The sequence below is a fragment of the Variovorax sp. 278MFTsu5.1 genome (assembly GCF_048305045.1).
Taxonomy (GTDB): domain Bacteria; phylum Pseudomonadota; class Gammaproteobacteria; order Burkholderiales; family Burkholderiaceae_C; genus Variovorax; species Variovorax guangxiensis.
The window spans coordinates 662,563-685,246 of sequence record NZ_CP157622.1; the positions used below are offsets into that span (position 1 = coordinate 662,563).

General features: G+C 67.7%; 20 protein-coding genes and 1 pseudogene. 9 read left to right on the forward strand and 12 right to left on the reverse strand.

All coding sequences use genetic code 11. The features are described 5' to 3' along the window. Positions 1–11 precede the first annotated feature (11 nt). The 4 genes from ABL844_RS02910 to ABL844_RS02925 form a co-directional block, all read right to left on the reverse strand. Positions 12–2,246, reverse strand: coding sequence for a TonB-dependent receptor (locus ABL844_RS02910; protein WP_418130435.1), 2,235 nt, complete (start codon positions 2,244–2,246; stop codon positions 12–14). A 110-nt stretch (positions 2,247–2,356) separates the two neighbouring features. Then, the gene (locus tag ABL844_RS02915) at positions 2,357–3,124 is read right to left on the reverse strand and encodes a class II glutamine amidotransferase (RefSeq protein ID WP_126022222.1); all 768 of its coding nucleotides are present in this window, start codon (positions 3,122–3,124) and stop codon (positions 2,357–2,359) included. A gap of 53 nt (positions 3,125–3,177) precedes the next feature. Then, complete coding sequence (locus ABL844_RS02920) at positions 3,178–4,317, reverse strand: ABC transporter substrate-binding protein (protein ID WP_418130436.1); 1,140 nt, start codon at positions 4,315–4,317, stop codon at positions 3,178–3,180. A 73-nt stretch (positions 4,318–4,390) separates the two neighbouring features. Next, the gene (locus ABL844_RS02925) at positions 4,391–5,878 is read right to left on the reverse strand and encodes a DHA2 family efflux MFS transporter permease subunit (RefSeq protein ID WP_126022220.1); all 1,488 of its coding nucleotides are present in this window, start codon (positions 5,876–5,878) and stop codon (positions 4,391–4,393) included. A gap of 134 nt (positions 5,879–6,012) precedes the next feature. On the opposite strand from ABL844_RS02925, the gene ABL844_RS02930 reads away from it, so the two are divergent. Then, entirely contained in the window at positions 6,013–7,305 is a 1,293-nt protein-coding gene (locus tag ABL844_RS02930) for a zinc-binding metallopeptidase family protein (RefSeq protein ID WP_418124044.1), read from the forward strand. On the opposite strand, the gene ABL844_RS02935 is transcribed toward ABL844_RS02930, so the two are convergent. Genes ABL844_RS02935 through ABL844_RS02950 form a run of 4 tightly spaced genes read right to left on the reverse strand, consistent with a single transcriptional unit; the run spans position 7,296 to position 10,056 of the window. After that, complete coding sequence (locus ABL844_RS02935; protein WP_418130437.1) at positions 7,296–7,538, reverse strand: cysteine-rich CWC family protein; 243 nt, start codon at positions 7,536–7,538, stop codon at positions 7,296–7,298. The two genes, ABL844_RS02930 and ABL844_RS02935, sit on opposite strands and share 10 nt — an antisense overlap. Further along, positions 7,535–8,791, reverse strand: a complete 1,257-nt coding sequence (locus ABL844_RS02940) for a 6-phosphofructokinase (protein ID WP_418130438.1) — start codon at positions 8,789–8,791, stop codon at positions 7,535–7,537. The genes ABL844_RS02935 and ABL844_RS02940 overlap by 4 nt, the downstream gene beginning before the upstream one ends. A gap of 57 nt (positions 8,792–8,848) precedes the next feature. Continuing rightward, complete coding sequence (locus ABL844_RS02945) at positions 8,849–9,664, reverse strand: enoyl-CoA hydratase-related protein (protein WP_418124046.1); 816 nt, start codon at positions 9,662–9,664, stop codon at positions 8,849–8,851. 32 nt (positions 9,665–9,696) lie between these two features. Next, complete coding sequence (locus tag ABL844_RS02950; RefSeq protein WP_418130439.1) at positions 9,697–10,056, reverse strand: DUF2917 domain-containing protein; 360 nt, start codon at positions 10,054–10,056, stop codon at positions 9,697–9,699. A gap of 82 nt (positions 10,057–10,138) precedes the next feature. Between ABL844_RS02950 and ABL844_RS02955 the strand changes: the two genes are divergently transcribed. Next, the gene (locus ABL844_RS02955; protein WP_418130440.1) at positions 10,139–11,074 is read left to right on the forward strand and encodes a LysR substrate-binding domain-containing protein; all 936 of its coding nucleotides are present in this window, start codon (positions 10,139–10,141) and stop codon (positions 11,072–11,074) included. A gap of 16 nt (positions 11,075–11,090) precedes the next feature. Here the strand turns inward: ABL844_RS02955 and ABL844_RS02960 are convergent, their stop codons facing one another. Continuing rightward, positions 11,091–11,663 carry a fasciclin domain-containing protein gene (locus ABL844_RS02960; protein WP_184640051.1) on the reverse strand — a complete coding sequence of 191 codons (573 nt, stop codon included), beginning with the start codon at positions 11,661–11,663 and terminating at the stop codon, positions 11,091–11,093. Positions 11,664–12,071: 408 nt separating this feature from the next. On the opposite strand from ABL844_RS02960, the gene ABL844_RS02965 reads away from it, so the two are divergent. From ABL844_RS02965 to ABL844_RS02975, 3 genes are all read left to right on the forward strand, one after another. Then, positions 12,072–12,290 (forward strand): hypothetical protein, encoded by a 219-nt coding sequence (locus ABL844_RS02965; protein WP_126183986.1) that lies wholly within the window; start codon positions 12,072–12,074, stop codon positions 12,288–12,290. 14 nt (positions 12,291–12,304) lie between these two features. After that, positions 12,305–13,054, forward strand: coding sequence for a hypothetical protein (locus ABL844_RS02970; RefSeq protein WP_418130441.1), 750 nt, complete (start codon positions 12,305–12,307; stop codon positions 13,052–13,054). Positions 13,055–13,131: 77 nt separating this feature from the next. Continuing rightward, positions 13,132–13,569, forward strand: a complete 438-nt coding sequence (locus ABL844_RS02975; RefSeq protein WP_126022213.1) for an EamA family transporter — start codon at positions 13,132–13,134, stop codon at positions 13,567–13,569. Here the strand turns inward: ABL844_RS02975 and ABL844_RS02980 are convergent. Continuing rightward, the gene (locus ABL844_RS02980) at positions 13,559–14,875 is read right to left on the reverse strand and encodes an MFS transporter (RefSeq protein ID WP_418130442.1); all 1,317 of its coding nucleotides are present in this window, start codon (positions 14,873–14,875) and stop codon (positions 13,559–13,561) included. The genes ABL844_RS02975 and ABL844_RS02980 overlap by 11 nt on opposite strands. Before the next feature lie 143 nt (positions 14,876–15,018). On the opposite strand from ABL844_RS02980, the gene ABL844_RS02985 reads away from it, so the two are divergent. Beyond that, complete coding sequence (locus ABL844_RS02985; protein ID WP_221297595.1) at positions 15,019–16,233, forward strand: PDDEXK nuclease domain-containing protein; 1,215 nt, start codon at positions 15,019–15,021, stop codon at positions 16,231–16,233. A 57-nt stretch (positions 16,234–16,290) separates the two neighbouring features. Here ABL844_RS02985 and ABL844_RS02990 read toward each other — a convergent pair whose 3' ends face one another. After that, positions 16,291–18,465 (reverse strand): malate synthase G, encoded by a 2,175-nt coding sequence (locus ABL844_RS02990; RefSeq protein ID WP_126022211.1) that lies wholly within the window; start codon positions 18,463–18,465, stop codon positions 16,291–16,293. Positions 18,466–18,678: 213 nt separating this feature from the next. Here ABL844_RS02990 and hisC point away from each other — a divergent pair. Then, positions 18,679–19,662: pseudogene (hisC, locus tag ABL844_RS02995) on the forward strand (histidinol-phosphate transaminase); the annotation flags it as partial. 29 nt (positions 19,663–19,691) lie between these two features. Here hisC and ABL844_RS03000 read toward each other — a convergent pair. After that, positions 19,692–20,432 carry an IclR family transcriptional regulator gene (locus tag ABL844_RS03000; RefSeq protein ID WP_418130443.1) on the reverse strand — a complete coding sequence of 247 codons (741 nt, stop codon included), beginning with the start codon at positions 20,430–20,432 and terminating at the stop codon, positions 19,692–19,694. A gap of 120 nt (positions 20,433–20,552) precedes the next feature. On the opposite strand from ABL844_RS03000, the gene ABL844_RS03005 reads away from it, so the two are divergent. Both ABL844_RS03005 and ABL844_RS03010 read left to right on the forward strand, forming a co-directional pair. Further along, positions 20,553–21,488: a hydroxymethylglutaryl-CoA lyase gene (locus tag ABL844_RS03005; protein ID WP_418124061.1), complete on the forward strand. Its 936-nt coding sequence runs from the start codon at positions 20,553–20,555 to the stop codon at positions 21,486–21,488. Continuing rightward, positions 21,481–22,683: a CaiB/BaiF CoA transferase family protein gene (locus ABL844_RS03010; RefSeq protein WP_418130444.1), complete on the forward strand. Its 1,203-nt coding sequence runs from the start codon at positions 21,481–21,483 to the stop codon at positions 22,681–22,683. The genes ABL844_RS03005 and ABL844_RS03010 overlap by 8 nt, the downstream gene beginning before the upstream one ends. The last annotated feature ends 1 nt before the right edge of the window (position 22,684 follow it).

A 22,684-nucleotide genomic window follows, 5' to 3' on the forward strand; every position in this document is an offset into this window, starting at 1 on the left:
GCGGCGGTCAATCAGAAGTCGATCGTGCCGCTCACCGCGAAGGTGCGCGGCGCACCCAGCACCAGGTAGTTGCTGCCCTGCGTGCCGCCCACCGAGGCCCAGTACGACTTGTTGAAGAGGTTGTCGATGCGCGCGCGCAGCGTGAGCAGGCGGCCGTTGCCCAGGTCGACCAGGTAGCGCGCGCCCACGTCGAAGCGCGTCCACGACGGCACCGACTGCGTGTTGGCGGCGTTGGCGTACTGCTTCGAGGTGTAGAGCAAGCGGGCGTTCAGCGACAGGTTGCGCACGCCGGGCACGTCCCACTCGGCGCCGAGGTTGGCCTGCTGCTTGGCCACGCCGATGGCGGTGAGGCCATCGGTGGCGCCGCCCTGGGTGTTCTTCTGCTTGGCGTCGAGCAGCGTCAGCCCGCCGAGCAGGCGCAGGCCCTTGGCGGGCTGGCCGAACACCGACAGCTCCAGGCCTTGGTTGCGCTGCTTGCCGTACAGGCCGAAAGTGACTACGCCTGAGGGCTGAAGCTGGTTGTAATAAGTTGGCTGATCGGTGGAGAAGAAGGCTGCGCTGGCGCCAAGTGTGCCGCCGTCGTACTTGACGCCGATTTCCTTTTGCTTGGCTTGATATGGCGCGAACACCTCACCAGCGTTTGTGACTGCTCGGCCGTTGTCGGTCGCGCTTGCCACTTTGCCCTGGACCAGGCCTTCGATGTAGTTGGCGTAGGCCGAAACGGTCGGCGTGATCTTGAATACGACGCCGGCCACCGGCGTGGTCTTGCTCTTGTCGTAGTAGCTGCTCTGCTTGAGCGTGTCATAGGCGTAGCTCGTCTGCTCGATGGCCTGACGGCGCGCGCCTAAAGTGACGAGCAGGCGGTCGTCCATGAATGACATGGTGTCGGCGATTGCCACGCTGGCTGTTTCGATCTTGTCGGTCAGGCGCGGATTGTCCAGCGCATTGCCAACGTAAATGCCATTTGCGACCGGGTAGGGCGACACATACGGCGTGTAGATGTTGTTGCGCACACTTTGCGCCGAGATGGCGTAAGCGTTGTCGCGGTCGTTGCTGTACTTGGCCGCCGACACCACCACGGTGTGCTTCACCGGGCCGGTCGCGAAGTTGCCGCGCACGCCGATCTCGGCCGTGCCGATGCGGTCCTTGCGGGTGTTGCTGAAGCGGGTGTTGCTGGTGTTGCCGAAGGCGTCGGCGAGCGTGGGGTTCGACAGCACGTTGTCCTCGTCGCTGCGGCGCACGCCGCCGGCGGCCCAGGCCGTGATGTTGTCGGTGATGTCGACCTCGCCGCGGAAGGTGGCGAACTTGTCCTTTTCCTTCGAATAGGTCCAGGGCTGGGCGAAGTTGGTGCGGGCGTCGGGCGCGCGCGGGATCGGCAGCGTCGACGAAGGCGTCAGGCTCGGGCGGCCGTCCTTCAGGTCGTAATCTTGATAGCCGAAGTCGGCCGACAGGCGCACGTTGCGGTTGTGCCAGTCGAGGCCGACGTTGAAGGCGCTGAGCTGCTGGCTCTCGTTCTTCACGCCGGTGCCGCCTTCGCGGCGCACCGCGTTCACGCGCACGCCCAGGCTGTCGTCGGGGCCGAAGCGGCGTGCCAGGTCGAGGTTGACGTAGCCCTGTCCGCCTGTCTGCACGCCGAAGCCGACGCGGGTGAGCGGCTCGTTGGGCGCGCGCTTGGGCAGCAGGTTGATCGCACCCCCGATGCCGCTGCCGCCGGGCGCTGCGCCGTTCAGGAAGGTGTTGGCGCCGCGGAAGACTTCCACGCGCTCGAAGAATTCCGAAGCGATGTACTGGCGCGGCAGCATGCCGTACAGGCCGTTGTAGGCCACGTCGTCGGAGTACACGGGGAAGCCGCGCACCACGTACAGCTCCTGGAAGTTGCCGAAGCCGCGAGCCTGGCGCACCGACGGATCGTTGAGCAGCACGTCGGCCACGCTCTTGGCCTGCTGGTCCTGGATCAGCTCGTTGGTGTAGTTGGTGCTGGAAAACGGCGTGCTCATCATGTCCTGGTTGCCCAGGATGCCGACCCGCCCGCCGCGCGAGACCTGTCCACCGGCGTATGGCTTGGTCAGGCCCTCGGCCGAGGCGTCGGCGCTGGCTTCGACGGTCACGGTGGACAGCGTGCCGCCGCTCGAAACCACCGCAGCCGCCGGCTGCGTTGCGGTGGTCTGGGCCAGAGCTACCGCGGCATTCAGCGCAAGCAGCGTTGCGACCACGGTCGGCCGGAGATGGAAGAAGGAAGCGGGCATGAACGGTTCAATTTGCAAATGAGAACCGTTATTGTTTACTCGTATGCGCCCACCCGTCGATACGTTCTTGCAATGTTGCGAAAAAGTGTCAGTCGAAAGACTGACTTGCCTCAGTTTCCGACGCGCTGCCCGTCCACGAACACCTGCAGCTCGCCCGGCGCGAACTGTGTCCATGTCTCGTTGGTGGTCAGCGGCGAGGTCACGACCACGGCCACGCGGTCGTTGGGCGTGGTGTGCTGTGCGAAGTCGATCTCCAGGTCTTCGTCCGACAGCTGCGCCGTCACGAAGGGATGGCGGCGCTCCACGTACCAGAGGTTGGTCGAGGCGTGTGCCCACAGCGCCTGCCCGTTTGACAGCATGAAGTTGAAGGTGCCGTGGCTCGCCAGCTGCGGGGCCAACTCGCGCAGCGTGAGCGTGAGCTCCTCGATGCTCGGCACGCCCGCGTGCGACTTGGCCAGCTCCTGCATGATCCAGCAGAAGGCGTGCTCGCTGTCGGTGTTGCCCACAGGGTGGAAGTTGCCGTGCAGGCGCGGGCGGAACTCCTTCAGGTCGCCGTTGTGGGCGAACACCCAGTAGCGCCCCCACAGCTCGCGCACGAACGGGTGGCAGTTCTGCAGGTTGACCTCGCCCTGCGTCGCCTTGCGGATGTGCGCGATGACGTTGCGGCTCTGTATGGGGTAGCGCCGGATCAAATCTGCCACCGGCGATTCGCAGGCCGGCTGGTGGTCGACGAAGTGCCGCAGCCCGCGATCCTCGAAGAATGCGATGCCCCAGCCGTCGGCATGGTGGTCGGTGCGGCCGCCGCGCTGCGCGAACCCCGTGAAGCTGAAGGTCACGTCGGTCGGCGTGTTGCAGTTCATTCCTAGCAATTGGCACATGGCGCTATTAGAGCGCGAGTGCCGGCCGGCCGTGCGGCGGATCCGCTCGCCGCTCAGCGCACGAAGCGGCCCTCGGGCGTGACGCGCACCATTTCGATGAAGCGCGAGCCGGTGGTGTTGCCGGTCGAGAAATCGATGTCCATGCCGGCCAGGCGGAACTTGAGCGCGCGCAGCGTCGCATGCAGGCGCGCGCGCGTCAGGTCGCGGCCGGTGCGCTTGAGCGCCTCGATCATCACCAGCCCGTTCAGGTAGCCCTCGAAGCTGCCGTAACCCACCGGCACCTGTGCCCGCTCCGCCAGCCGGCGATAGTCGCGCGTCACGGTCTCCACTTCGCCCCAGGGATAGGGCATGACTTGCGAGATCGCGAGGCCGCCTGCCTGCAGGGCCACCACCTTGGCCGTGACTTCGCCCGGCACGATCGACATGCCGTAGAACATCGGCTTGCTGCCGGCGGCGTAGGTGGCCTTGATCACCTCGCCGGCCACGGTGCCGGCCAGGTACATCAGGATGGCCTGCGATTGGCTGTCGGCCAGCGCCTTGCCGGCGGCGACGGCGTCGGAGCCGTCGCCCTTGGCGACCACCTTGGCAGTCGGCACCAGCTTGTGCGGGACCATGGCCGCCTCGATCAGCTTGACCGCCTCGGCGCCGCCGGGGTTGTCGAGGTGGACGATCGCGATCTTGTTCACGCCGATGGTCGCCAGGTGCTCGACCAGGGCCTGCGCTTCACGGGCGTTGCTGGCGCGCACGAAGTAGGCCGAGCCCGCGACGCGTTCGCGCGCGCTGTCGCCCACCCCGTAGCCGCCCACGCTGGGCGCGCCGCTCTGCTGCAGCAGCTTCGCCGCGGCGGCCGTGGTGCCCGAGCCCACGCAGCCGAAGAAGGCGAACACGCGATGGTCGTTCAGCAGCTTGGTGTAGTTCTCCAGCGCCTTCTCGGGCTTCAGCTCGTCGTCCAGCGCCACCATCTTGATCTTGCGCCCGTTCACGCCGCCCAGTTCGTTGACGGCATCGAACGCCAGCGCGGCACCGTTGTGCACGACCTTGATCTGCGATCCGAGCGGACCGCTCAGGACGGCCGAACTGCCGAGCACGACTTCGCTGTCGCTCACCCCCGTTTCGGCGGCTTGCGCGCAGGAGAGCCGAGCGAGCCCGGCGGCGGCCACGGCCGTCGATGCGATAAAACTTCTGCGTTGCATGTAAGACCCATCCCAACTGATTTAACAAATTCTCACAATTAGAGACGATGGGTCCTTTCGTATTACTCGGTGCTTACCCTGACTGTGGCGGGCGACGCAACTGCCACGCCGCGCAGATGGCCAGCGCGCAAAGGCCGGCGAGCATCGCGAACACCTCGTCGAAGGCCGCGAGCCGCGCCGGGCTGGTCATCGGGTTGGCCAGCGAATCGCCGTGCGCCGCGAGCCGCCACTCCAGCACGATCGCGCACAGGCTCACACCGGCAGCGCCGCCGAGCATGCGCACGAAGTTGATCGCGCTCGCGCCCTGCGGGATCAACGGCTTGGCCAGCGGCCGCATCGAGCCCAGGTTGAGCGAGGGCAGGATGAAGCCCAGCCCGATGCGCCCGATGATCGCGAAGGCCACCAGCAGCCACAGCGCGCTGTCCAGCCGCAGCACCATCATCAGCGCGAAAGAGGCCGCCAGCAGCGCGAGGCCGATGGTCACCAGCACCCAGGTCGGATGCTTGTCGGCCAGCCGGCCCACGCCGGCGATGGTGAGCGCCAGCACGATGCCCGCCGGCAGCAGGATGGTGCCCACGTGGGAAGCGGAGAGATGCAGCCCCACCTGCATGTACACCGGCAGCAGGTAGGTCGAGCCGAAGAGCGCCGTGCCGTAGATAAATGCGACCACGCTGCCCATGGCGAACTGCCGGTAGCGGAAGAGCGCCAGGTTCATCAGCGGCGTGCCGCCCGAGGCCGCGAGGCGCCGCTGCCACCACACGAAGACGCCGAACGAGGCCAGCGCGCCCGCCAGCAGCAGCGCCGCCTGCAGCGGTGAATCGCCGCGCAGCGCCACCAGGCCGTTGAGCAGGCACAGCGTGCCGACCGTGCCCAGCGCCAGTCCGCGTGCGTCCAGCCCGTCGCCGCGCGCGGCCGCCACGCCGCCGGGCGCGGTCTTGGGCACGAACTTGTAGGCCAGCCACAGCGACGCGAGGCAGAACGGCACCACCATGAAGAAGATCGAACGCCAGCCGAACAGGTCGACCAGCACGCCGCCGATGCTCGGCCCGATGGCCGGCGCCAGCACCACGCCCATGCCGAAGATGCCGCTGGCGCGCCCCTGCTCGTGCGGCTCGAAGGCGCGCAGGATGATGATGGCCGGAATGGGCTGCACAACGCCCGCGGCCAGCCCCTCGGCCACGCGCGCGAACAGCACCAGCGAGAAGTCGTTGGCCACACCGCCCACGATGCCGCCGATCAGCAGCAGGAGCATCGTGCCCACGTAGGTGCGGCGGTAGCCGTAGCGCGACAGCAGCCATGGCGTGGTGAGCATCGACACCGTCATCGCCACCATGAAGCCCGAGCTCACCCATTGCGCGCGCTCCTGTCCGAGCGAGAAGTGGTGGCTCATGCCGGGGATGGCCACGTTGACGATGGTCGAGGACATGATCGACGCCATCGTCCCCACCATCACCGACAGCAGCAGGTACCACCGGTAGCGTTCGCCGTAGCGCTGGCGCATCGTGCCGATGGAGGGCGGGGCCGGCGTGCTCGCGGCTTCTTGGGGCGGTGGGGAGGTCATGGGGCGGCGGAATGTCTCGGGTCCGTCGTCCTACAAGCATATCGGGCTTTGCGCGGCGGCAAATGAAAGGGGCGACCGCAAAATGCACCCGCTGTCCCTTCCGCGTCAGGAAGATCAATCAAGACAACTGCCGCATGAATGCTCCATCCGATGATCAAGCCAACGCCCAGCCGGTTGCCTCCGGCGAAGCGCAAGGGGAAGGCGCGCCCACCCTCGCCGCCGAGCTGGCCGCGCCCACCGTCAGCCGCGCCTACCGATGCCAGTGCGAGCGGCCCGTGTTCCTGCGCAACAGCGAATGCCTGGCATGCCACACGCCGCTGGGCTACGTGATCGAGCGGCTCGGCGTGATGCCGCTCGCGCCCGCGGAAGGCGCGGGTGCGCAGCCCGACACCTTCACTGTGTTCGGCGATCCGCACGGCAAGACCTACAGCCGCTGCGTGAACTTCATGACGCCGGCCGGCTGCAACTGGATGGTGCCCGCCGCGCGTGAAGGCGAGCAGCAGCCGCCCGACACGCATGGCCTCGCGCCCGGCTACTGCCTGGCCTGCAGCGTCACGCGCACCATTCCCGATCTCTCGGTGGAAGGCAACGGCGAACTCTGGCGCAAGCTCGAGACCGCCAAGCGCCGGCTGCTCTCGCAACTGCTCGCGCTGGGCCTGCCGGTGGTGAGCCGCCACGCCGATCCCGAGCACGGGCTGGCCTTCGACTTCCTCAGCAACACGCCGGGCGGCCCGCACGTGATGACCGGCCACCAGCACGGCGTGATCACCCTCAACGCCGAGGAGGCCGAGGACGCCGTGCGCGAGCGCATCCGCGCCGAGATGCGCGAGCCCTACCGCACCCTGCTGGGCCACTTCCGCCACGAGATCGGCCACTACTACTGGGACCTGCTGGTACAGCCCACGCAGTGGATCGACGACTTCCGCGCCCTCTTCGGCGACGAGCGCGCCGACTACGCCGCCGCGCTGCAGACGCACTACGAGCAGGGCCCGCCGCCCGACTGGGCCGACCGCTTCGTGAGCAGCTACGCCAGCACCCACCCATGGGAGGACTGGGCCGAAACCTGGGCCCACTACCTGCATATGGCCGACACCGCCGACACCGCGATGAGCTTCGGCGTCGACGCGACCAACGTCGAGCTCGCGAGCGACCTCTTCACGCCTGCCGACCTGTGGCAGCCCGACGACCCCGACGCCGGCAGGTTCCTCGACTTCATCAACGGCTGGGTGCTGCTCACCAACGTGCTCAACGAGCTGTCGCGCAGCATGGGCCAGCCCGACTACTACCCCTTCGTGCTGCCGCGCGTGGCGGTGGGCAAGCTGCAGTTCATCCACCGCGTGGTCACGCAGCAGCGGCCGGGCGACGCGCCCTCGATGGTGGTGGCCGGCGACATCGAGCCGGCCCAGGAGAGCCCCGCTCAGTCCTGAGGCGAGGGGTTGCCCATCGCGCAGCGCATGCAGATGCACGCGAGCCCGCGCATTTCTTCCGGCAGGTTGGTGAGAGGCGCCTTGCTGAAGTCGACCTGCATGCACCAGCAGGGCGGCTGCGCCTGGCCCGTCTCGCGCTCGATCTCCATCGCGCAGCGGTTCGCCTCGCCGCACAGCGGGCAGCGCGTGGCGTCGATCAGGCTGGCCGGAGCCTCTGCAGTGGTGGAAATCATGAAATCTCGAAGGCCGGCAGCTTCTTCGCGACGACGTCGTTGCGCAGCGTCGCGTACACCGGCAGCCCGCCGCTGTACGAGGGGTAGTCCTCGCCCTCGATCAGCGGCAGCAGGTAGCGGCGGCACTTCTCGGTGATGCCGTAGCCGTCGTCGGAGATGAAGTCGCGCGGCATCGGCTTCTCGACGTTGGCCACCGATTCGAGCGGCGCGCTGCCCAGGCGGTAGGCGTAGGGCGCGTCGGAGATGCGCTCGATGGTCGGCATCACCGCGTTGCGGCCTTCCAGCGCGAGCTCGACCGCGCGCTGCCCCAGTTCGTAGGCCTGCCGCACGTCGGTGGCCGATGCGATGTGCCGCGCCGCGCGCTGAAGGTAGTCGGCCACGGCCCAGTGGAACTTGTGGCCCAGCGCGTCCTTGACCATCTGCGCCACCACCGGCGCCGCGCCGCCGAGCTGCGCATGGCCGAAGGCGTCGCGCGTGCCCTGCTCGGCGAGGAAGGTGCCGTCGGGGTGGTGGCAGCCTTCGGACACCACCACCGAGCAGTAGCCGTGCTGCTTCACCAGCTCGTCCACGCGCGCGAGGAAGCGTGCCTTGTCGAACTCGATCTCGGGGAACAGCACCACCACCGGAATGCCCTGGTCCGCCGCGAGCCCGCCGGCCGCCGCGATCCACCCCGCATGCCGGCCCATCACCTCGAGCACGAACACCTTGGTTGAGGTGGCGGCCATCGAGCGCACGTCGAACGAAGCCTCGATGGTCGACACCGCCACGTACTTCGCGACCGAGCCGAAGCCGGGGCAGCAGTCGGTCAGCGGCAGGTCGTTGTCGATGGTCTTGGGCACGTGGATGGCCTGCAGCGCATAGCCCATCGATTGCGAGAGCTGGCTCACCTTGAAGCAGGTGTCGGCCGAATCGCCGCCGCCGTTGTAGAAGAAATAGCCGATGCCGTGCGCCTTGAACACCTCGATCAGCCGCTCGTACTCGCGCCGGTTCTTCTCCAGCGACTTGAGCTTGTAGCGGCACGAACCGAAGGCGCCCGATGGCGTGGTTCGCAGCGCCGCGATGGCTTCGGCCGATTCGGCGCCGGTGTCGATCAGCTCTTCGGCCAGCGCGCCGATGATGCCGTTGCGCCCGGCGTAGAGCTTGCCGATGCGGTCGGGGTGGCGGCGCGCCGTCTCGATCACGCCGCAGGCCGAGGCGTTGATGACCGAGGTGACGCCGCCCGACTGGGCGTAGAAGGCGTTGGGGATGGACATGCGCGGCATTGTCCTGCAGCCCCCCGGGCGGCGCCAGTGGGCGCCGGTGTCCGGATGTCAGCGGCTCTCGAACACCGGCGCGCGCTTCTGCAGGAAGGCGCTCACGCCCTCGCGGAAGCTGGGCTTGTCGATCAGCTCGCGCTGGCGCTCGCTCTCGTAGTGCAATTGTTCCTTCAGCGTGTGGTGCTCGGAGGCTTCGAAGGCTTCTCGCGCTTCCAGCACCGCGTGCGCGGGCAGGCGGGCCAGGCGTTGGGCGATGCCCTTGGCCTCTTCGAGCAGTTGCTCGTCGTCCACGCAGGCCCAGATCAGGCCCCATTGCACCGCACGTCCGGCGCCCACGCGCTCGTCGAGCAGCGCCATGCCCATGGCGCGCGCACGGCCCGCGCGGCGCGGAATAGCCCAGGTGCAGCCCAGGTCCGGAACGATGCCGAGCTTCGGCAGGAAGGGCAGGTAGAAATAGGCGCTGCGCGCCGCGATGGTCACGTCGGCCGCGAGCGCCAGGCCCACGCCCGCACCGGCGGCCGGGCCGTTCACCGCCGCGACCACCGGCACCGGCAGCGTGCGCAGCGTCTCGATCAGTGGGTTGCTCAGGCTCTGCATCCACTCGGCGGTCTGCGTGCCGAGCGACTTGCCCTCTTCGGGTGGCGCCATCGCGCTCAGGTCGGCGCCCACGCAGAAGGCCTTGCCGGCGCCGGTGAGGATCACGGCGCGCACCGAGCGGTCGTCGCGGATGCGCTCCAGTGCGTCGCGCAACTCGATCTGCAGGTCGCGCGCGATGGGGTTCAACTTGGCGGGCAGGTTCAGTGTCAGCGTCGCAATGCCGTCGGCCTGCTCCTGGAGGATGAAGGGTTGTGCAGCGGTGTCGGAACTCATGGCATCGATGGTTCGATGCGCATGGAGACAGGTCAAGCCGGGGACAACCCGTGGGAGCGAAGTCGCCATTGCGACCATGCGCTGGCATCCCGAGAACGCAGCGGCATCGCGGCCGGCTGCGCGTCGGACACGGTAATGCACGACGACTCCAGCGCCGACACCAGCACGCGCCGGTGGTCGGTGCTCTCGAAGCGCTCGCCGGGCTCCAGCACGATGTCGCGCGTGTCGCTGTCGATCGTCACCCACACCGAGCCGCTGCGGCATTCGATGCCCACGCCCGCGCCGTCGGGCACGGCGAAGACCGAGCGCTTGGGCAGGCTCACGTGGAAGCGGGAAGTGCTGGACGAGAAGGTCGCGGCGGGAGAAGAAGGGTCCGAAGAAGAGGTGCTCATGGCAAGCTCCATTGCATTCAATATGCGAATGAATATAGTGAACCGGAGCCCTTCTTACACACGGTAATTCGGAACTCGTTGCATGCGTACAGAGAATGCGAAAGCCGCCAATGCCACCGGCGTCGAGCTTCCCCCGCTCGAACTGCTGCGCAGCTTCGAGGCGGCCGCGCGACGGCTGAGCTTCACGCTGGCGGCCGCCGAGCTGCACCTCACGCAGTCGGCCGTGAGCCGTCAGATCCAGCAACTGGAGGCCAGCCTGGGCGTGCTGCTGTTCGAGCGGCGCCATCGCGCGCTGTCGCTCACCGAGGCCGGCGGCGTGCTGCAGCGCGCCGTCACCGACAGCCTGGAGCGCCTGCGCGACGCTACGGCGCGGGTGCGCGCGAGTTCCGCGCCCCGGCAGGTGGCGATCACCACCACGCCGGGCTTCGCGTCGATCTGGCTCATTCCGAAGCTGGCGCGCTTCACGGGCAGCCATCCGCAGGTCGACGTGCGCGTGTCGGCCACGCTCGACGTGCTCGACCTGGAAAGCAGCCGCATCGACCTGGCGGTGCGCTTCGTGCCCATCGGCCGTGGCGTGGGACCTGCGCTGTTCGAGGAGTCGGTGATCCCGCTGTGCTCGCCGCAGTTGGCTGCGTCGCTGCGCGAGCTTTCCGATTTCTCCAAGCTCACGCTGCTCACCGTCGAGTACCCCGACCACAGCGAGGCGCCCACTGCCGATTGGGAACCCTGGCTCAAGGTGATGGGGCTGGAAGACCTGCGCATGAAGAGCACGCTGCGCTTCACGCAGTACGCCGATGCGGTCTCGGCCGCGGTGGCGGGGCAGGGCGTAGTGATCGGCCGGCTGCCCTTGCTGAGCGAGCTGGTGCGCGACGGCCGGCTCGTGGCGCCGCTGGGCGAGGGCGCTGCCTCGCATCGCGGCTACTTCATCGAGATGTCCAGGCGCGCCGCAGGCAATCGCGACGCGCAGGAGTTCGCGCAGTGGCTGCGCGACGAGGCCGAGGCCGCGCAGCGCAGCTGACGCACAACGATGCCGATCAACCCGGCAGCAGTACCTTGTTCACGACATGGATCACGCCGTTGGACTGGTAGACGTTGGCGATCGTCACCGTCGCCGTGCCGCCCTTGGCGTCGGTCACCATCACGTTGCCGCCGCTCATCGTCGCGGTTAGCGTGCCGCCGCTTGCGGTCTTCAGCGTGGCCTTGCCGCCGCCTGCGTTGATGGCGCTCATGAGCGCCGCGCTATCGAGCTTGCCGGGCACCACGTGATAGGTCAGCACCTTGGTCAGCGTGGGTTTGTTCTCGGGCTTGAGCAGCGTGTCGACGGTGCCGGCGGGCAGTGCCGCGAAGGCGGCGTTGGTCGGCGCGAACACGGTGAACGGGCCGGGGCTCTTCAGCGTGCCGACGAGGTCCGCGGCCTTCACGGCGGCGACAAGCGTGGTGTGGTCCTTCGAGTTCACCGCGTTGTCGACGATGTCCTTCGTCGGGTACATCGGCGCGCCGCCGACCATCGGGTTCGATGCCCCGCTGCCGTTGCCGCTCATGCCCATGCCGCCCGCGCAGGCTGCGAGGAGGACAGAGACGCTGGCTGCGATCACGAGTTTCTTCATTGAAGTCTCCTGGAAAGATGATGGATGGTTCTCGAGGCTCTCTGTGGAAACCGCCAGCAGATCGGAGGCGCAATGCGCTTGAACCTGATACGCCGCCTGCGCGCGATTGGATTCATCGGCCCTCCACGTAGGCTTTGCGCCACACAGGCGATGCGCGACGCTTGCGCATCGAACGCGCGAGCTACAGAATCCGCGCTTCGTTTTTCAGCAACAGTTTTTGCTCCCCGCGCGCCCGGCGACGATCGACCTCCCTGGCGACACACCTATCCAATGAACCGTTACCTGAACACCTGACCCGCACACCGACCGCCCCGGCCGGACGTGCATCCACGCATCCGCCGAGGCCCATCGACAAAGGCCCCGCGCAGCCATTCGCCGGGGCCTTTTTGTTTTTCGGAGTGTGTGCACATGAGTGCTCAACGAAGGGCCCGCGACGACGACAAGCGTCTGGGCCGGTTCTATTTCTCGGTGCCGAACGCGGCACCCCGCAACCCCGTGGTGGCCGCGCTGGCGCGCCGCGAAGCAAGCCAGAAGGCGGGCCGCCACCTGCGCACCCACAGCGCCGAGCGGCGCGCGCAGAAGGTGGCGCTGCAGAAGGCAGCGCGCAACATCGTGCAGGAGGACTGACCATGCGTGAAGACATGGACAAGGTCATCGTTGAACGGCCGCGCCGCGGTGGCGGCGTGCAGGGCGATGGACGCAAGTGGCGCAACAGCAAGGAGCGCGGCTCGCGACTGGGCATGAAGCAGGGCTACGAATACCCCAAGGGGCTCAACGAGAACCTCGCGCCGCTCAAGCGCTGGCTGCACAAGCAGGTGCACCGGCCTTGGGACAAGGTGTATTCGGAGCTTTGCAGCACCATCGATCGACGCAGCGTCGTGCAGGCGCATATCTTCGAGCACATCGACGACTTCGTCGAACGCGATGCGGTGATGCACGACGGGCAAGTGCTGGTGCGTGCAGGATGGTGGGGGCGCGGTGAGCGCGTGCCGCTGGAGGAGGCTTCGCGGGTAAAGCTTTTCGTGCACCCCGCCACCGGCATCCTTCTACCCAACCGCCGGTTTTCACAGGCTCGACGGCGTGAGCGCGGCGGCACGAAGGCAGAGCTTTCGTTCGTCGTGATCGACGAACTCACGCAATGGCACCGCGTGAACGGCGACTGGTTCGAGATCACCCTGGCAGCCACGCCGCCCATGAAGGCCCCGGGTGTCTGGGACAAGCGTTTCGACGTGTTGCGGCGCTGCTTCGTCAGGACCACGTGTGCGTGGGGCCGGCCGGAGTTCGGCGTGTCGAGCAACCGGGCCATGTACGGGCGCGACGACGTCTATGCCGCAACCAAGCGCCAGCTCAGCCGCAAGGAGATCCGCGCGCGCCTGGGCGAAGACGTCTGAAGCCGTTCGTCAGGTAGAGGCAAAGTCGCATCGCGCATGATGCAGGCGCCGCGCCACCCGCGATGAAAGAAAGCACGATGAATCTCACCGCCTCCAACTGGTTCCTCTGGGCCGCCCTCTCGGCCGTCTTCGCCGCATTGACGGCTATCCTCGCCAAGCTGGGCCTGGCCGGTGTCGATTCCGACATGGCGACGCTGGTGCGCACCGTGGTCATCTTCGCGGTGCTGCTCGTGTTCGTGAACGCCACCGGCAAGTGGACGAACCCGCTGCAGCTCTCGCCGCGCACCTGGCTCTTTCTCGTGCTCTCGGGGCTTGCGACCGGCGCGTCGTGGGTCTGCTACTTCCGCGCGCTCAAGGTGGGCGATGCCTCGCGCGTCGCACCGGTCGACAAGCTCAGCGTGGTGCTGGTCGTGCTCTTCGCCGTGATATTCCTCGGCGAGCGACCCTCCGGCCGCGAATGGGCGGGCGTGGCGATGATCGCGGGCGGCGTGCTGATGCTCGCGATCAAGCGCTGAGCTGCGCTGCCGGCCGTGCTGCCGCGCGCGGCAGAAGGAAGAACGCCAGGTTGCCCGCAGCCAGCATGCCGGCCACCGTGAAGAACACCGCGCGGAATGGCTCGACGCCGTTCGCCACGGCCCACGACGCGGCCACGCCGGTGGTCCACTGCATCAGCGAGACGCCGAGGAACATCGCCATGTTCATCAGCGCCATCGCGCGCCCCGTCATGGCTGCCGGGTAGGCGTTCTTGGTGTAGGCGTACTGCAGCACGCTGTAGCCCGAGAGAAGGCCGTAGACGATCGGCAGGCCGATGTCGATCGTGCGCGAATGCGTCAGTGCCATCGCGCCGAACATCAACGAGCCCGCGAGCGCGCAGCCCATCATCCAGCGCGTGCGCCGCGCGCCGCCCGGGTCCATGCGGCCGAAGAGCGTCGGGCTGATCATGCCGGCGACAGTCATCACCAGCGCGACGTTGCCACTGGCCACCAGCGAGAGGCCGTGCCGCTCGTGCAGCACCGGGCCGAGCCACAGGCCGCGCAGCGTGATGAAGGCGGCGTACGACACGCATGCGAAGCACAGCAGGCCCAGCGTGTGCGGCATCGCGAACAGCGGCAGCAGTTCGCGCACGGCCTTGCGCAGCGACTGTCGCTCCGCCCGTTCCGGCAGCGCGATATCGGCGGCACGTGCAGGCTCGCGCACGCGCCAGAAGATGATCAGCCACGACAACACAGCGAACGCCCCCAGCACCGCATAGCCCACGCGCCACGACGAAGCCTCGATCAGCAGCGCCAGCGGCGTGCCCGTGAACAGGATGCCCATGCCGGCCAGGCTCATCACCAGCCCCGACATCGCGGTGAAGCGCGAGGCATCGAAGTGCCGCGCGATGAACACCGTGCAGGCCAGGAAGGCCGGCGCGCAGCCCACGCCGATCAGCGCCTGCCCCAGCAGCAGCGCATGGAAGTTCGGCGCCATCGCGCACAGCACCGCACCCGCGATCGCCAGCGGAAAGGCGGTCAGCACCGTGCGGCGCACGCCGAAGATGTCGATCGATACGCCCATCGCGAGCTGCATGATCCCGAACATGAAATGGAAGGTGCCCGCCCAGGTGCCCAGCTGCTGCGGCGTAAGCCCGAAGTGGCTGCCGAGCGGCGTGGCCATCATGGCGCCGACGGTGCGGAAAGCCTGGCTCAGGGCGAAGGCGGTGGCCAGGGCCATGAGCATGGCGGCCGCGGAGGAGGACCAGCGGGAAGAGCGAGTAAGGCGTGAGCCGGGGCCGGCGTTGCCGGATTGCTCCGCGGGCTTGGGTGCCGCGTTCGGATTCATTGGGAGCGAGAGGCCAGGAAGGTTGGGGCGGTCATGATGCTAGTTGATCATCTTGCGCATGGTCACAGCGGCGACGCTTGCGAGGACTCGCCCCCGCGAAGAAGGCTGCCTCCATAATTTCCGGACAACCCCAGAGTCGCGCATTGCCCAAGACTGACACCCCCTCCCGCTCCAGCTCCCGTGCAGCCAAGCCGGAAGCCAAGAAAGCCATCCGGCCGCTTTTCAGCCGCGTGCGCGAGATCCTCGATGCTGCGCGCGCCCGCGTGGTTCGCACGGTCAACACCACACAGGTGGCGGCCAACTGGCTGATCGGGCGCGAGATCGTCGAGGAGGAGCAGCGAGGTCAGCGTCGGGCGGGCTATGGCGCCAAGCTGCTCGCCGATCTGTCGACGCGCCTGACGGCCGAGTTCGGCCGAGGCTATTCCGCCGACAACCTCGAAGCGTTCAGGCAGTTCTACCTGGACTATCCGCAGTTGATTTCCGAGACGCTGTCTCGGAAATCGACCGCAGCGGCGGCGCTGCCTCTTCAGGCCAATTCCGAGACGGCGTCTCGGGAATCCGGTGACCCTTCGGGCTGGCATCCTGGGACGTTGCATCCGTCTCTCTCGTGGAGCCATTACCGCCAGCTCCTGCGCGCGGCGCGGCCGGAGGCGCGAGCCTTCTACGAGATCGAAGCCATCCGCAGCGCGTGGTCGGTGCGCGAACTGCAGCGCCAGATGGCCAGCCTGCTGTACGACCGCCTGGCCAAGAGCAAGGACAAGAAGGGCCTGTTGCGTCTGGCGACGCACGGCCAGGAGGTGATGCAGCCTCTCGATGTCCTGAAGGACCCGGTGGTGATCGAATTCCTGGACTTGCCGGAATCGCCGAAGCTGGTCGAGTCGAGGCTGGAGCAGGCGCTCATCGAGAACCTGCAGAACTTCCTGCTCGAGCTGGGCAAGGGCTTTGCATTCGTGTCGCGCCAGGAGCGCATCACCATCGATGGCGACCACTTCTACATCGATCTGGTCTTCTATCACACGGTGCTCAAGTGCTACGTGCTCATCGATCTCAAGGTCGGCAAGCTCACGCATGGCGACCTCGGCCAGATCCAGTTCTATGTGAACTACTACGACCGCGAGCGTCGCACCGAAGGCGACAACCCGACGCTGGGCGTCATCCTTTGTCCGGACAAGAACGATGCTGTGGTGAAGTACACCCTGGGCGAGCAGCAGGAGCGCAACATCTTCACCAGCCGCTATCAGCTGCACCTGCCGACCGAGAAGGAGCTGGAACGCGAACTGCGCCGCGAACTCCGCCAGCTGTCGATGGACGACGTGCCGCTCAAGGCGGCTGCCAGGAAGACCAGGTCGCGCGCATAAAAAAACGGCACCCGGAGGCGCCGTTCTGGTGATGGAGCCTTGCCCCCGGCGGGCCGATCAGGCCTCGCCCTTCACCTTCAACCGCCACGCATGCAGCAGCGGCTCCGTATACCCGCTCGGCTGCTCGATGCCCTTGAACACCAGGTCCTGCGCCGCCTTGTAGGCCGCCGAGGTGGTGAAGTTGCCGGCCATCGGCTTGTAGAGCGGGTCGCCTGCGTTCTGCTCGTCGACCACCTTGGCCATGCGCTGGAAGGTCTCGTCGACCTGGGCCTTGGTGACCACGCCGTGCAGCAGCCAGTTGGCGATGTGCTGGCTGGAGATGCGCAGGGTGGCGCGGTCTTCCATCAGGCCGACGTTGTGGATGTCGGGCACCTTCGAGCAGCCCACGCCCTGGTCGATCCAGCGCACCACGTAGCCGAGGATGCCCTGCACGTTGTTGTCGATTTCCTGCTGGCGCTCTTCGGCGGTCCACTTGGCCTCCGCCGCGATCGGCACCTGCAGCAGGGCGTTGAGGATGTTGTCGCGCTCGGCGTCGGCGTCGATCTTCTCCAGTTCCTGCTGCACCGCGGTCACGCTGACCTGGTGGTAGTGCAGCGCGTGCAGCGTGGCGGCGGTGGGCGAGGGCACCCAGGCGGTGTTGGCGCCGGCCTTGGGGTGGCCGATCTTCTGCTCGAGCATGGCGGCCATCAGGTCGGGCATGGCCCACATGCCCTTGCCGATCTGCGCCTTGCCGCGCAGGCCGCTCGAGAGGCCGACGAGCACGTTGTTCTTCTCGTAGGCGCCGATCCACGCACTGGACTTCATGTCGCCCTTGCGGATCATCGGGCCGCCCTGCATGGCGGTGTGCATCTCGTCGCCGGTGCGGTCGAGGAAGCCGGTGTTGATGAAGGCCACGCGCGCGGCGGCCTCGGCGATGCAGGCCTTGAGGTTGACGCTGGTGCGGCGCTCCTCGTCCATGATGCCCAGCTTCACGGTGTTGGCGGGCAGGCCCAGCAGCTGCTCGACGCGGCCGAAAAGTTCGCTGGCGAAGGCCACTTCGGCCGGGCCGTGCATCTTCGGCTTGACGATGTAGATGCTGCCGGTGCGCGAGTTGCCCTTGCGCTTGAGGTCGATGGTGGCGATGGTGGTGGTCACCACGGCATCGAGGATGCCCTCGGGGATTTCCTTGCCATCTGCGTACAGCACGGCCGGGTTGGTCATCAGGTGGCCCACGTTGCGCAGGAACATGAGCGAGCGGCCGTGCAGCTTCACGGGCTTGCCGTCGGCGCCGGTGTATTCGCGGTCGGCGTTCAGGCCGCGCGTGAAGGTCTTGTCGCCCTTGGTGACCTCTTCCGTGAGCGTGCCTTCGACGATGCCCAGCCAGTTCGAGTACGCCACCACCTTGTCGGCGGCGTCGACCACGGCCACCGAGTCTTCCAGGTCGAGGATGGTGGAGAGCGCGGCTTCGAGCACCAGGTCGCTCACGCCGGCGGCATCGCTCTTGCCGATGGGCGTGGAGCGGTCGATGCGGATGTCCAGGTGGATGCCGTTGTGCTTGAGCAGCACCGACGACGGCGAGGCGGCGTCGCCCTGGAAGCCGACGAATTGCGATGCATCGGCCAGGCCGGTGCTGCTGCTTTGCAGCGCGACGACGAGCTTGCCGTCCTTCACGCTGTAGCCGGTGGCGTTCTTGTGCGAGCCGTTGATCAGCGGCGCGGCCTGGTCGAGCACGTTGCGCGCGAACTCGATGACCTTGGCGCCGCGCACCGGGTTGTAGCCCTTGCCCTTCTCGGCTCCGCCGGTCTCGGGAATGGCGTCGGTGCCGTAGAGCGCGTCGTACAGCGAACCCCAGCGCGCGTTGGCGGCGTTGAGCGCATAGCGCGCGTTGAGGATGGGCACCACCAGCTGCGGACCGGCCTGCAGCGCGAGTTCGGAGTCGACGTTGGCGGTCGTGGCCTTCACGCCCTTGGGCTGGGGCAGCAGGTAGCCGATCTTCTCGAGGAAGGCGCGGTACGCCGGCATGTCGGCGATGGGGCCGGGGTTCTTCCTGTGCCAGGCGTCGAGCTCGCTCTGCAGGCGGTCGCGCTCGGCGAGCAGGGCGATGTTCTTCGGCGCGAGGTCGCTGACGATGGCGTCGAAGCCCTTCCAGAAGACGTCGCTGGCCACGCCGCTGGCGGGGAGGACCTTGTCCTCGATGAAGCGATGGAGCTCGGTCGCGACCTGGAGTCCGTGGGCGGTGGTGCGGGCGGTCATGTGGGTTTCTCCTTGAGAAAAATGCAATCCTGGGACGAACTTTATTCGATACTTTGCTGGCGAGTAAGAGCCTGAATCGGGATTTATCCGTGACAAAAATAGAGGTAATGAATGCGCGGCCCTCAGGAGCGCAAAGGGTACGCACTGATAAGAAGGCCGCAGGCGCCGGATATATTTAACTTCTTAAATAAATTCGTCATCTTCAGCACGTCAGCTTCCATGATCCTCCTGGCCTCCAACGAAAACCCCCTGGGCATGCCCGAATCGGCCCGCCGCGCGGCCGCCGAAGCGCTCGCGGGCGCCGGCAACTATCCCGACAGCAACGGCACGGCGCTGAAGAACGCGCTGGCCGCCCGGCTCGACGTGCCGGCCGACTGGCTCACGCTGGGCAGCGGATCGAGCGAGATCCTCGAACTCGCGGCGCAGGTGAGCCTGAAGCCGGGCGAGGGCGTGGTCTATTCGCAGTACGGCTTCATCGTCTACGCGCAGGCTGCGGCGCATGCTCATGCGCACGCAACTGTCGTGCCCTCGCGCGACTTCGGCCACGACCTCGACGCCATGCGCGCCGCCATCGGCGAAGACACGAAACTGGTGTTCGTCGCCAACCCGAACAACCCGACCGGCACCTTCATCGACGCCACGCCGCTGGCGGCCTTCCTGCAGTCGGTGCCCGCGCACGTGGCGGTGCTGCTGGACGAGGCCTACACCGAATACCTTTCGCCCGCGCAGCGCTACGACAGCATCGAATGGGTGCGGCGCCTGCCCAACCTGATCGTGGCGCGCACCTTCTCCAAGGCCTTCGGGCTGGCGGGGCTGCGCATCGGCTACGGCGTGTCGCAGCCGGCGCTCACGTCGCGCATGAACGCGCAGCGCCCGCGCTTCAACGTGACGACCCCGGCGCAGGCGGCTGCGGTGGCCGCGCTGGGTGATACAGATTTCCTTGCGCGCACCTACGAGCTCAACACGGCAGGGCGCGACCAGCTCGCGGCCGGTTTCAAGGAGCTGGGCCTCGAATACGTTCCCTCGTCCGGCAACTTCTTGATGGTGCGGGTCGGCGACGCGCAGGCCGTGCACGCGCGCCTGCTGGCCGCCGGCATCGAGGTTTCGCTGCTCGGCCCCTACGGCCTGCCCGAATGGCTGCGCATCAGCATCGGCCTGCCGGAGCAGAACCGCGCGGTGCTGGCCGCGCTGCGCTGACCGGGGCTGGGCCCTGCTTCTTCGCTCGGTCAGACCTGTCCGCTCAGTTCCCTGGCCGCCGCGCGCACCGGCTCGATGTAGCGCTCGTCATAGCGGTGCGCGGGCATCGTCAGCGTGACCGCGGCCGCGAGGCTGCCGTCGGCGTGGAGCACCGGCGCCGAGATGCCGGCCAGCTCGGCAGTGCGGTCGCCCACCAGCGCGCACCAGCCCTGCGCACGGATGGTGTCGTAGAGCTTGCGTTCCTTCGTGCCGCGCGGCAGTTCGGCTTCGGGGCCGAAGGCGATCAGCACGCGCGCGCCCGCGCCGCGGTCATTGGGCAGCAGGTCGCCGGCGCGCACGTGGTCGCGCACCACGTGCGGCGAATCGATGCGGAACTGGCACAGCCGCACCCAGCTGTCGCCCTGGGGCTGCCGCACGTGGTACGCCGCGCTCTCGCCGGTGGTTGCGACCAGCGCGCGCAGCACCGGCAGCACGATGCGGTCGAGCGACTGCGAGGCCGCGTAGAGGCCGTGCAGCCGCGCGATCTCCATGCCCAGCGCGTAGCGGCCGTCGTCCTGCCGGCGGATCAGCCGCGCGTGTTCCAGCGAGGCCAGCAGCCGCAGCACTGTGCTCTTGTAGAGCTGCGTGCGCTCGGCGAATTGCGCGAGCGACAGCGCCTCGTCGCCCGGCTGGAAAGCCGAGAGCAGGCTCAGCGCGCGGTCGACCGCGGCGGCGCCGCCGGGGGCGGCGTTGAGATCGGAGACGGATTCGGTCTGGGCTTTTCGGGGCATGGCTGGGGAGGGGCAGCGAATGGCGCGGCTTGACAGTCGGGGCGGATCGACGGTCTAATTCTGTTTAACGGAATGTAGTTCTGTAAGACAGAACAGTCAAGCGCAAGGAGACAGAATCCGATGACAACCCCCGACGTCCTCATCAGCGAGGTCGGCCCGCGCGACGGCCTGCAGTCGGTCAAGGCCACCATGCCCACCGCCGACAAGCTGCGCTGGATCGACGCGCTCTACGCCGCCGGCGTGCGCGAGATCGAGGTCGCCTCCTTCGTGCCCGCGAAGCTGCTGCCGCAGATGGCCGATGCCGCCGAGGTGGTGCGCCACGCCGTCACGCTGCCGGGCCTCGTGGTGATGGCGCTGGTGCCCAACCGCAAGGGCGCGCAGGCCGCGCTCGAAGCCGGCGCGCACAAGCTCACCATGCCGGTGTCGGCCAGCGTGGCGCATTCGCTGGCCAACGTGCGCAAGACGCCCACCGAGATGGTCGAGGAGGTGCGCGCCATCTCCGACCTGCGCCGCGAGATCGCGCCACAGGCGAAGCTGGAGGCCGGCATCTCCACCGCCTTCGGCTGCACGTTGCAGGGCCTGGTGCCCGAGGACGACGTGATCCGCCTCGCCGCGCAGTGCATCGAAGCCGGCGCCGACGAATCGGGCCTGTCCGACACCGTGGGCTATGCCAACCCCGCGCAGGTGCGCCGCCTCTTCAAGCGCCTGCGCGCGGAGATCGGCAGGCACGCCGGCGCGGCCCACATGCACAACACGCGCGGCCTCGGCCTGGCCAACTGCCTCGCCGCGTGGGACGAGGGCGTGCGCACCTTCGACGCGTCGCTGGGTGGCCTGGGCGGCTGCCCCTATGCGCCGGGCGCCTCGGGCAACGCAGTCACCGAAGACCTGGTCTTCATGTTCGAGGCCATGGGTGTGCGCACCGGCATCGACATCCAGAAACTCATCGCGGCGCGCGCGCCGCTCATGGCCGGCCTGCCCGGCGAACCGGTGTACGGCATGACGCCCGAGGCCGGTCTGCCGAAAGGCTTTGTCCAGGAACCCGTCGCTCATGCCTGAAGCCAATTCCCCGTCGAATCCGTTGCCCTACGCGGGCGTGCGCGTGGTCGAGTTCACCCACATGGTCATGGGCCCGACCTGCGGCCTGCTGCTGGCCGACCTCGGCGCCGAGGTCATCAAGGTCGAGCCCATCGAGGGCGACAGCACGCGGCGCCTGCTGGGCTCGGGCTCGGGCTTCTTCCCGACCTTCAACCGCAACAAGAAGAGCATCGCGCTCGACCTCAAGAAGCCCGAGGGCGTGGAGGCCGCGCTGCGGCTGATCGCCACCGCCGACATCGTGAGCGAGAACTTCAAGCCCGGCACCATGAAGAAGCTGGGGCTCGACTACGACACGTTGGCCAAGCTCGACCCGCGCCTCATCTACGTGAGCCACAAAGGCTTCCTGCCCGGCCCCTACGACCACCGCACCGCGCTCGACGAGGTGGTGCAGATGATGGGCGGCCTCGCCTACATGACCGGCCGCTCGGGCGACCCGCTGCGTGCGGGCACCAGCGTGAACGACATCATGGGCGGCATGTTCGGCGCCATCGGCGCGATGGCCGCGCTGCGCCAGCGCGACATCACCGGCAAGGGCTGCGAGGTGCAGTCGGCGCTGTTCGAGAACAACGTGTTCCTGGTCGCGCAGCACATGATGCAGTTCGCCGCCACCGGCAAGGCGGCCGACCCGATGCCCAGCCGCATCTCGGCCTGGGCGGTGTACGACGTGTTCACCGTGAAGGACGGCGAGCAGATCTTCCTGGCGGCCGTGAGCGACAAGCAGTGGGCCATCTTCTGCAAGGCCTTCGGCCTCGACGAGATGCTGGCCGATCCGCGCCTGAAGACCAACAACGACCGCGTGCTGGCGCGCGAATGGATGATGCCCATCCTTCGTTCGCACCTCGCCGACCACAGCGCGGCCGAGCTCGCCGCGGTGTTCGAGAAGAACGAGCTGCCCTTCGCGCCCATCACCCGGCCGCAGGAGCTGTTCGACGACCCGCACCTCAACGCCACCGGCGGCCTCGCGCCGGTGCGCATGAACGACGGCAGCATGGCGAAGGTGCCGCTCATGCCGTTCACGCTCGACGGCGAACGCCCGGGCATCCGCCTGCAGCCGCCGCGCACGGGCGAGCACGGCCGCGAGCTGCTCAAGGAAGTGGGCTACAGCGACGAGGAAATCGCCGCGCTCGAAACACAACACATCACCCTCGGAGACTGAC

Excerpts from the sequence above, each read along its gene's own strand:
- ABL844_RS02935 (WP_418130437.1), bottom strand. The coding sequence starts at position 7,538 with ATGATTTCCACCACTGCAGAGGCTCCGGCCAGCCTGATCGACGCCACG.
- ABL844_RS02990 (WP_126022211.1), bottom strand. The coding sequence starts at position 18,465 with ATGACCGCCCGCACCACCGCCCACGGACTCCAGGTCGCGACCGAGCTC.
- ABL844_RS02945 (WP_418124046.1), bottom strand. The coding sequence starts at position 9,664 with ATGAGTTCCGACACCGCTGCACAACCCTTCATCCTCCAGGAGCAGGCC.
- ABL844_RS02920 (WP_418130436.1), bottom strand. The coding sequence starts at position 4,317 with ATGCAACGCAGAAGTTTTATCGCATCGACGGCCGTGGCCGCCGCCGGG.
- ABL844_RS02925 (WP_126022220.1), bottom strand. The coding sequence starts at position 5,878 with ATGACCTCCCCACCGCCCCAAGAAGCCGCGAGCACGCCGGCCCCGCCC.
- ABL844_RS02950 (WP_418130439.1), bottom strand. The coding sequence starts at position 10,056 with ATGAGCACCTCTTCTTCGGACCCTTCTTCTCCCGCCGCGACCTTCTCG.
- ABL844_RS02915 (WP_126022222.1), bottom strand. The coding sequence starts at position 3,124 with ATGTGCCAATTGCTAGGAATGAACTGCAACACGCCGACCGACGTGACC.
- ABL844_RS02955 (WP_418130440.1), top strand. The coding sequence starts at position 10,139 with ATGCGTACAGAGAATGCGAAAGCCGCCAATGCCACCGGCGTCGAGCTT.
- ABL844_RS03005 (WP_418124061.1), top strand. The coding sequence starts at position 20,553 with ATGACAACCCCCGACGTCCTCATCAGCGAGGTCGGCCCGCGCGACGGC.
- ABL844_RS02960 (WP_184640051.1), bottom strand. The coding sequence starts at position 11,663 with ATGAAGAAACTCGTGATCGCAGCCAGCGTCTCTGTCCTCCTCGCAGCC.
- ABL844_RS03010 (WP_418130444.1), top strand. The coding sequence starts at position 21,481 with ATGCCTGAAGCCAATTCCCCGTCGAATCCGTTGCCCTACGCGGGCGTG.
- ABL844_RS02975 (WP_126022213.1), top strand. The coding sequence starts at position 13,132 with ATGAATCTCACCGCCTCCAACTGGTTCCTCTGGGCCGCCCTCTCGGCC.
- ABL844_RS02970 (WP_418130441.1), top strand. The coding sequence starts at position 12,305 with ATGGACAAGGTCATCGTTGAACGGCCGCGCCGCGGTGGCGGCGTGCAG.
- ABL844_RS02980 (WP_418130442.1), bottom strand. The coding sequence starts at position 14,875 with ATGAATCCGAACGCGGCACCCAAGCCCGCGGAGCAATCCGGCAACGCC.
- ABL844_RS02940 (WP_418130438.1), bottom strand. The coding sequence starts at position 8,791 with ATGTCCATCCCCAACGCCTTCTACGCCCAGTCGGGCGGCGTCACCTCG.
- ABL844_RS02930 (WP_418124044.1), top strand. The coding sequence starts at position 6,013 with ATGAATGCTCCATCCGATGATCAAGCCAACGCCCAGCCGGTTGCCTCC.
- ABL844_RS02910 (WP_418130435.1), bottom strand. The coding sequence starts at position 2,246 with ATGCCCGCTTCCTTCTTCCATCTCCGGCCGACCGTGGTCGCAACGCTG.
- ABL844_RS02965 (WP_126183986.1), top strand. The coding sequence starts at position 12,072 with ATGAGTGCTCAACGAAGGGCCCGCGACGACGACAAGCGTCTGGGCCGG.
- ABL844_RS03000 (WP_418130443.1), bottom strand. The coding sequence starts at position 20,432 with ATGCCCCGAAAAGCCCAGACCGAATCCGTCTCCGATCTCAACGCCGCC.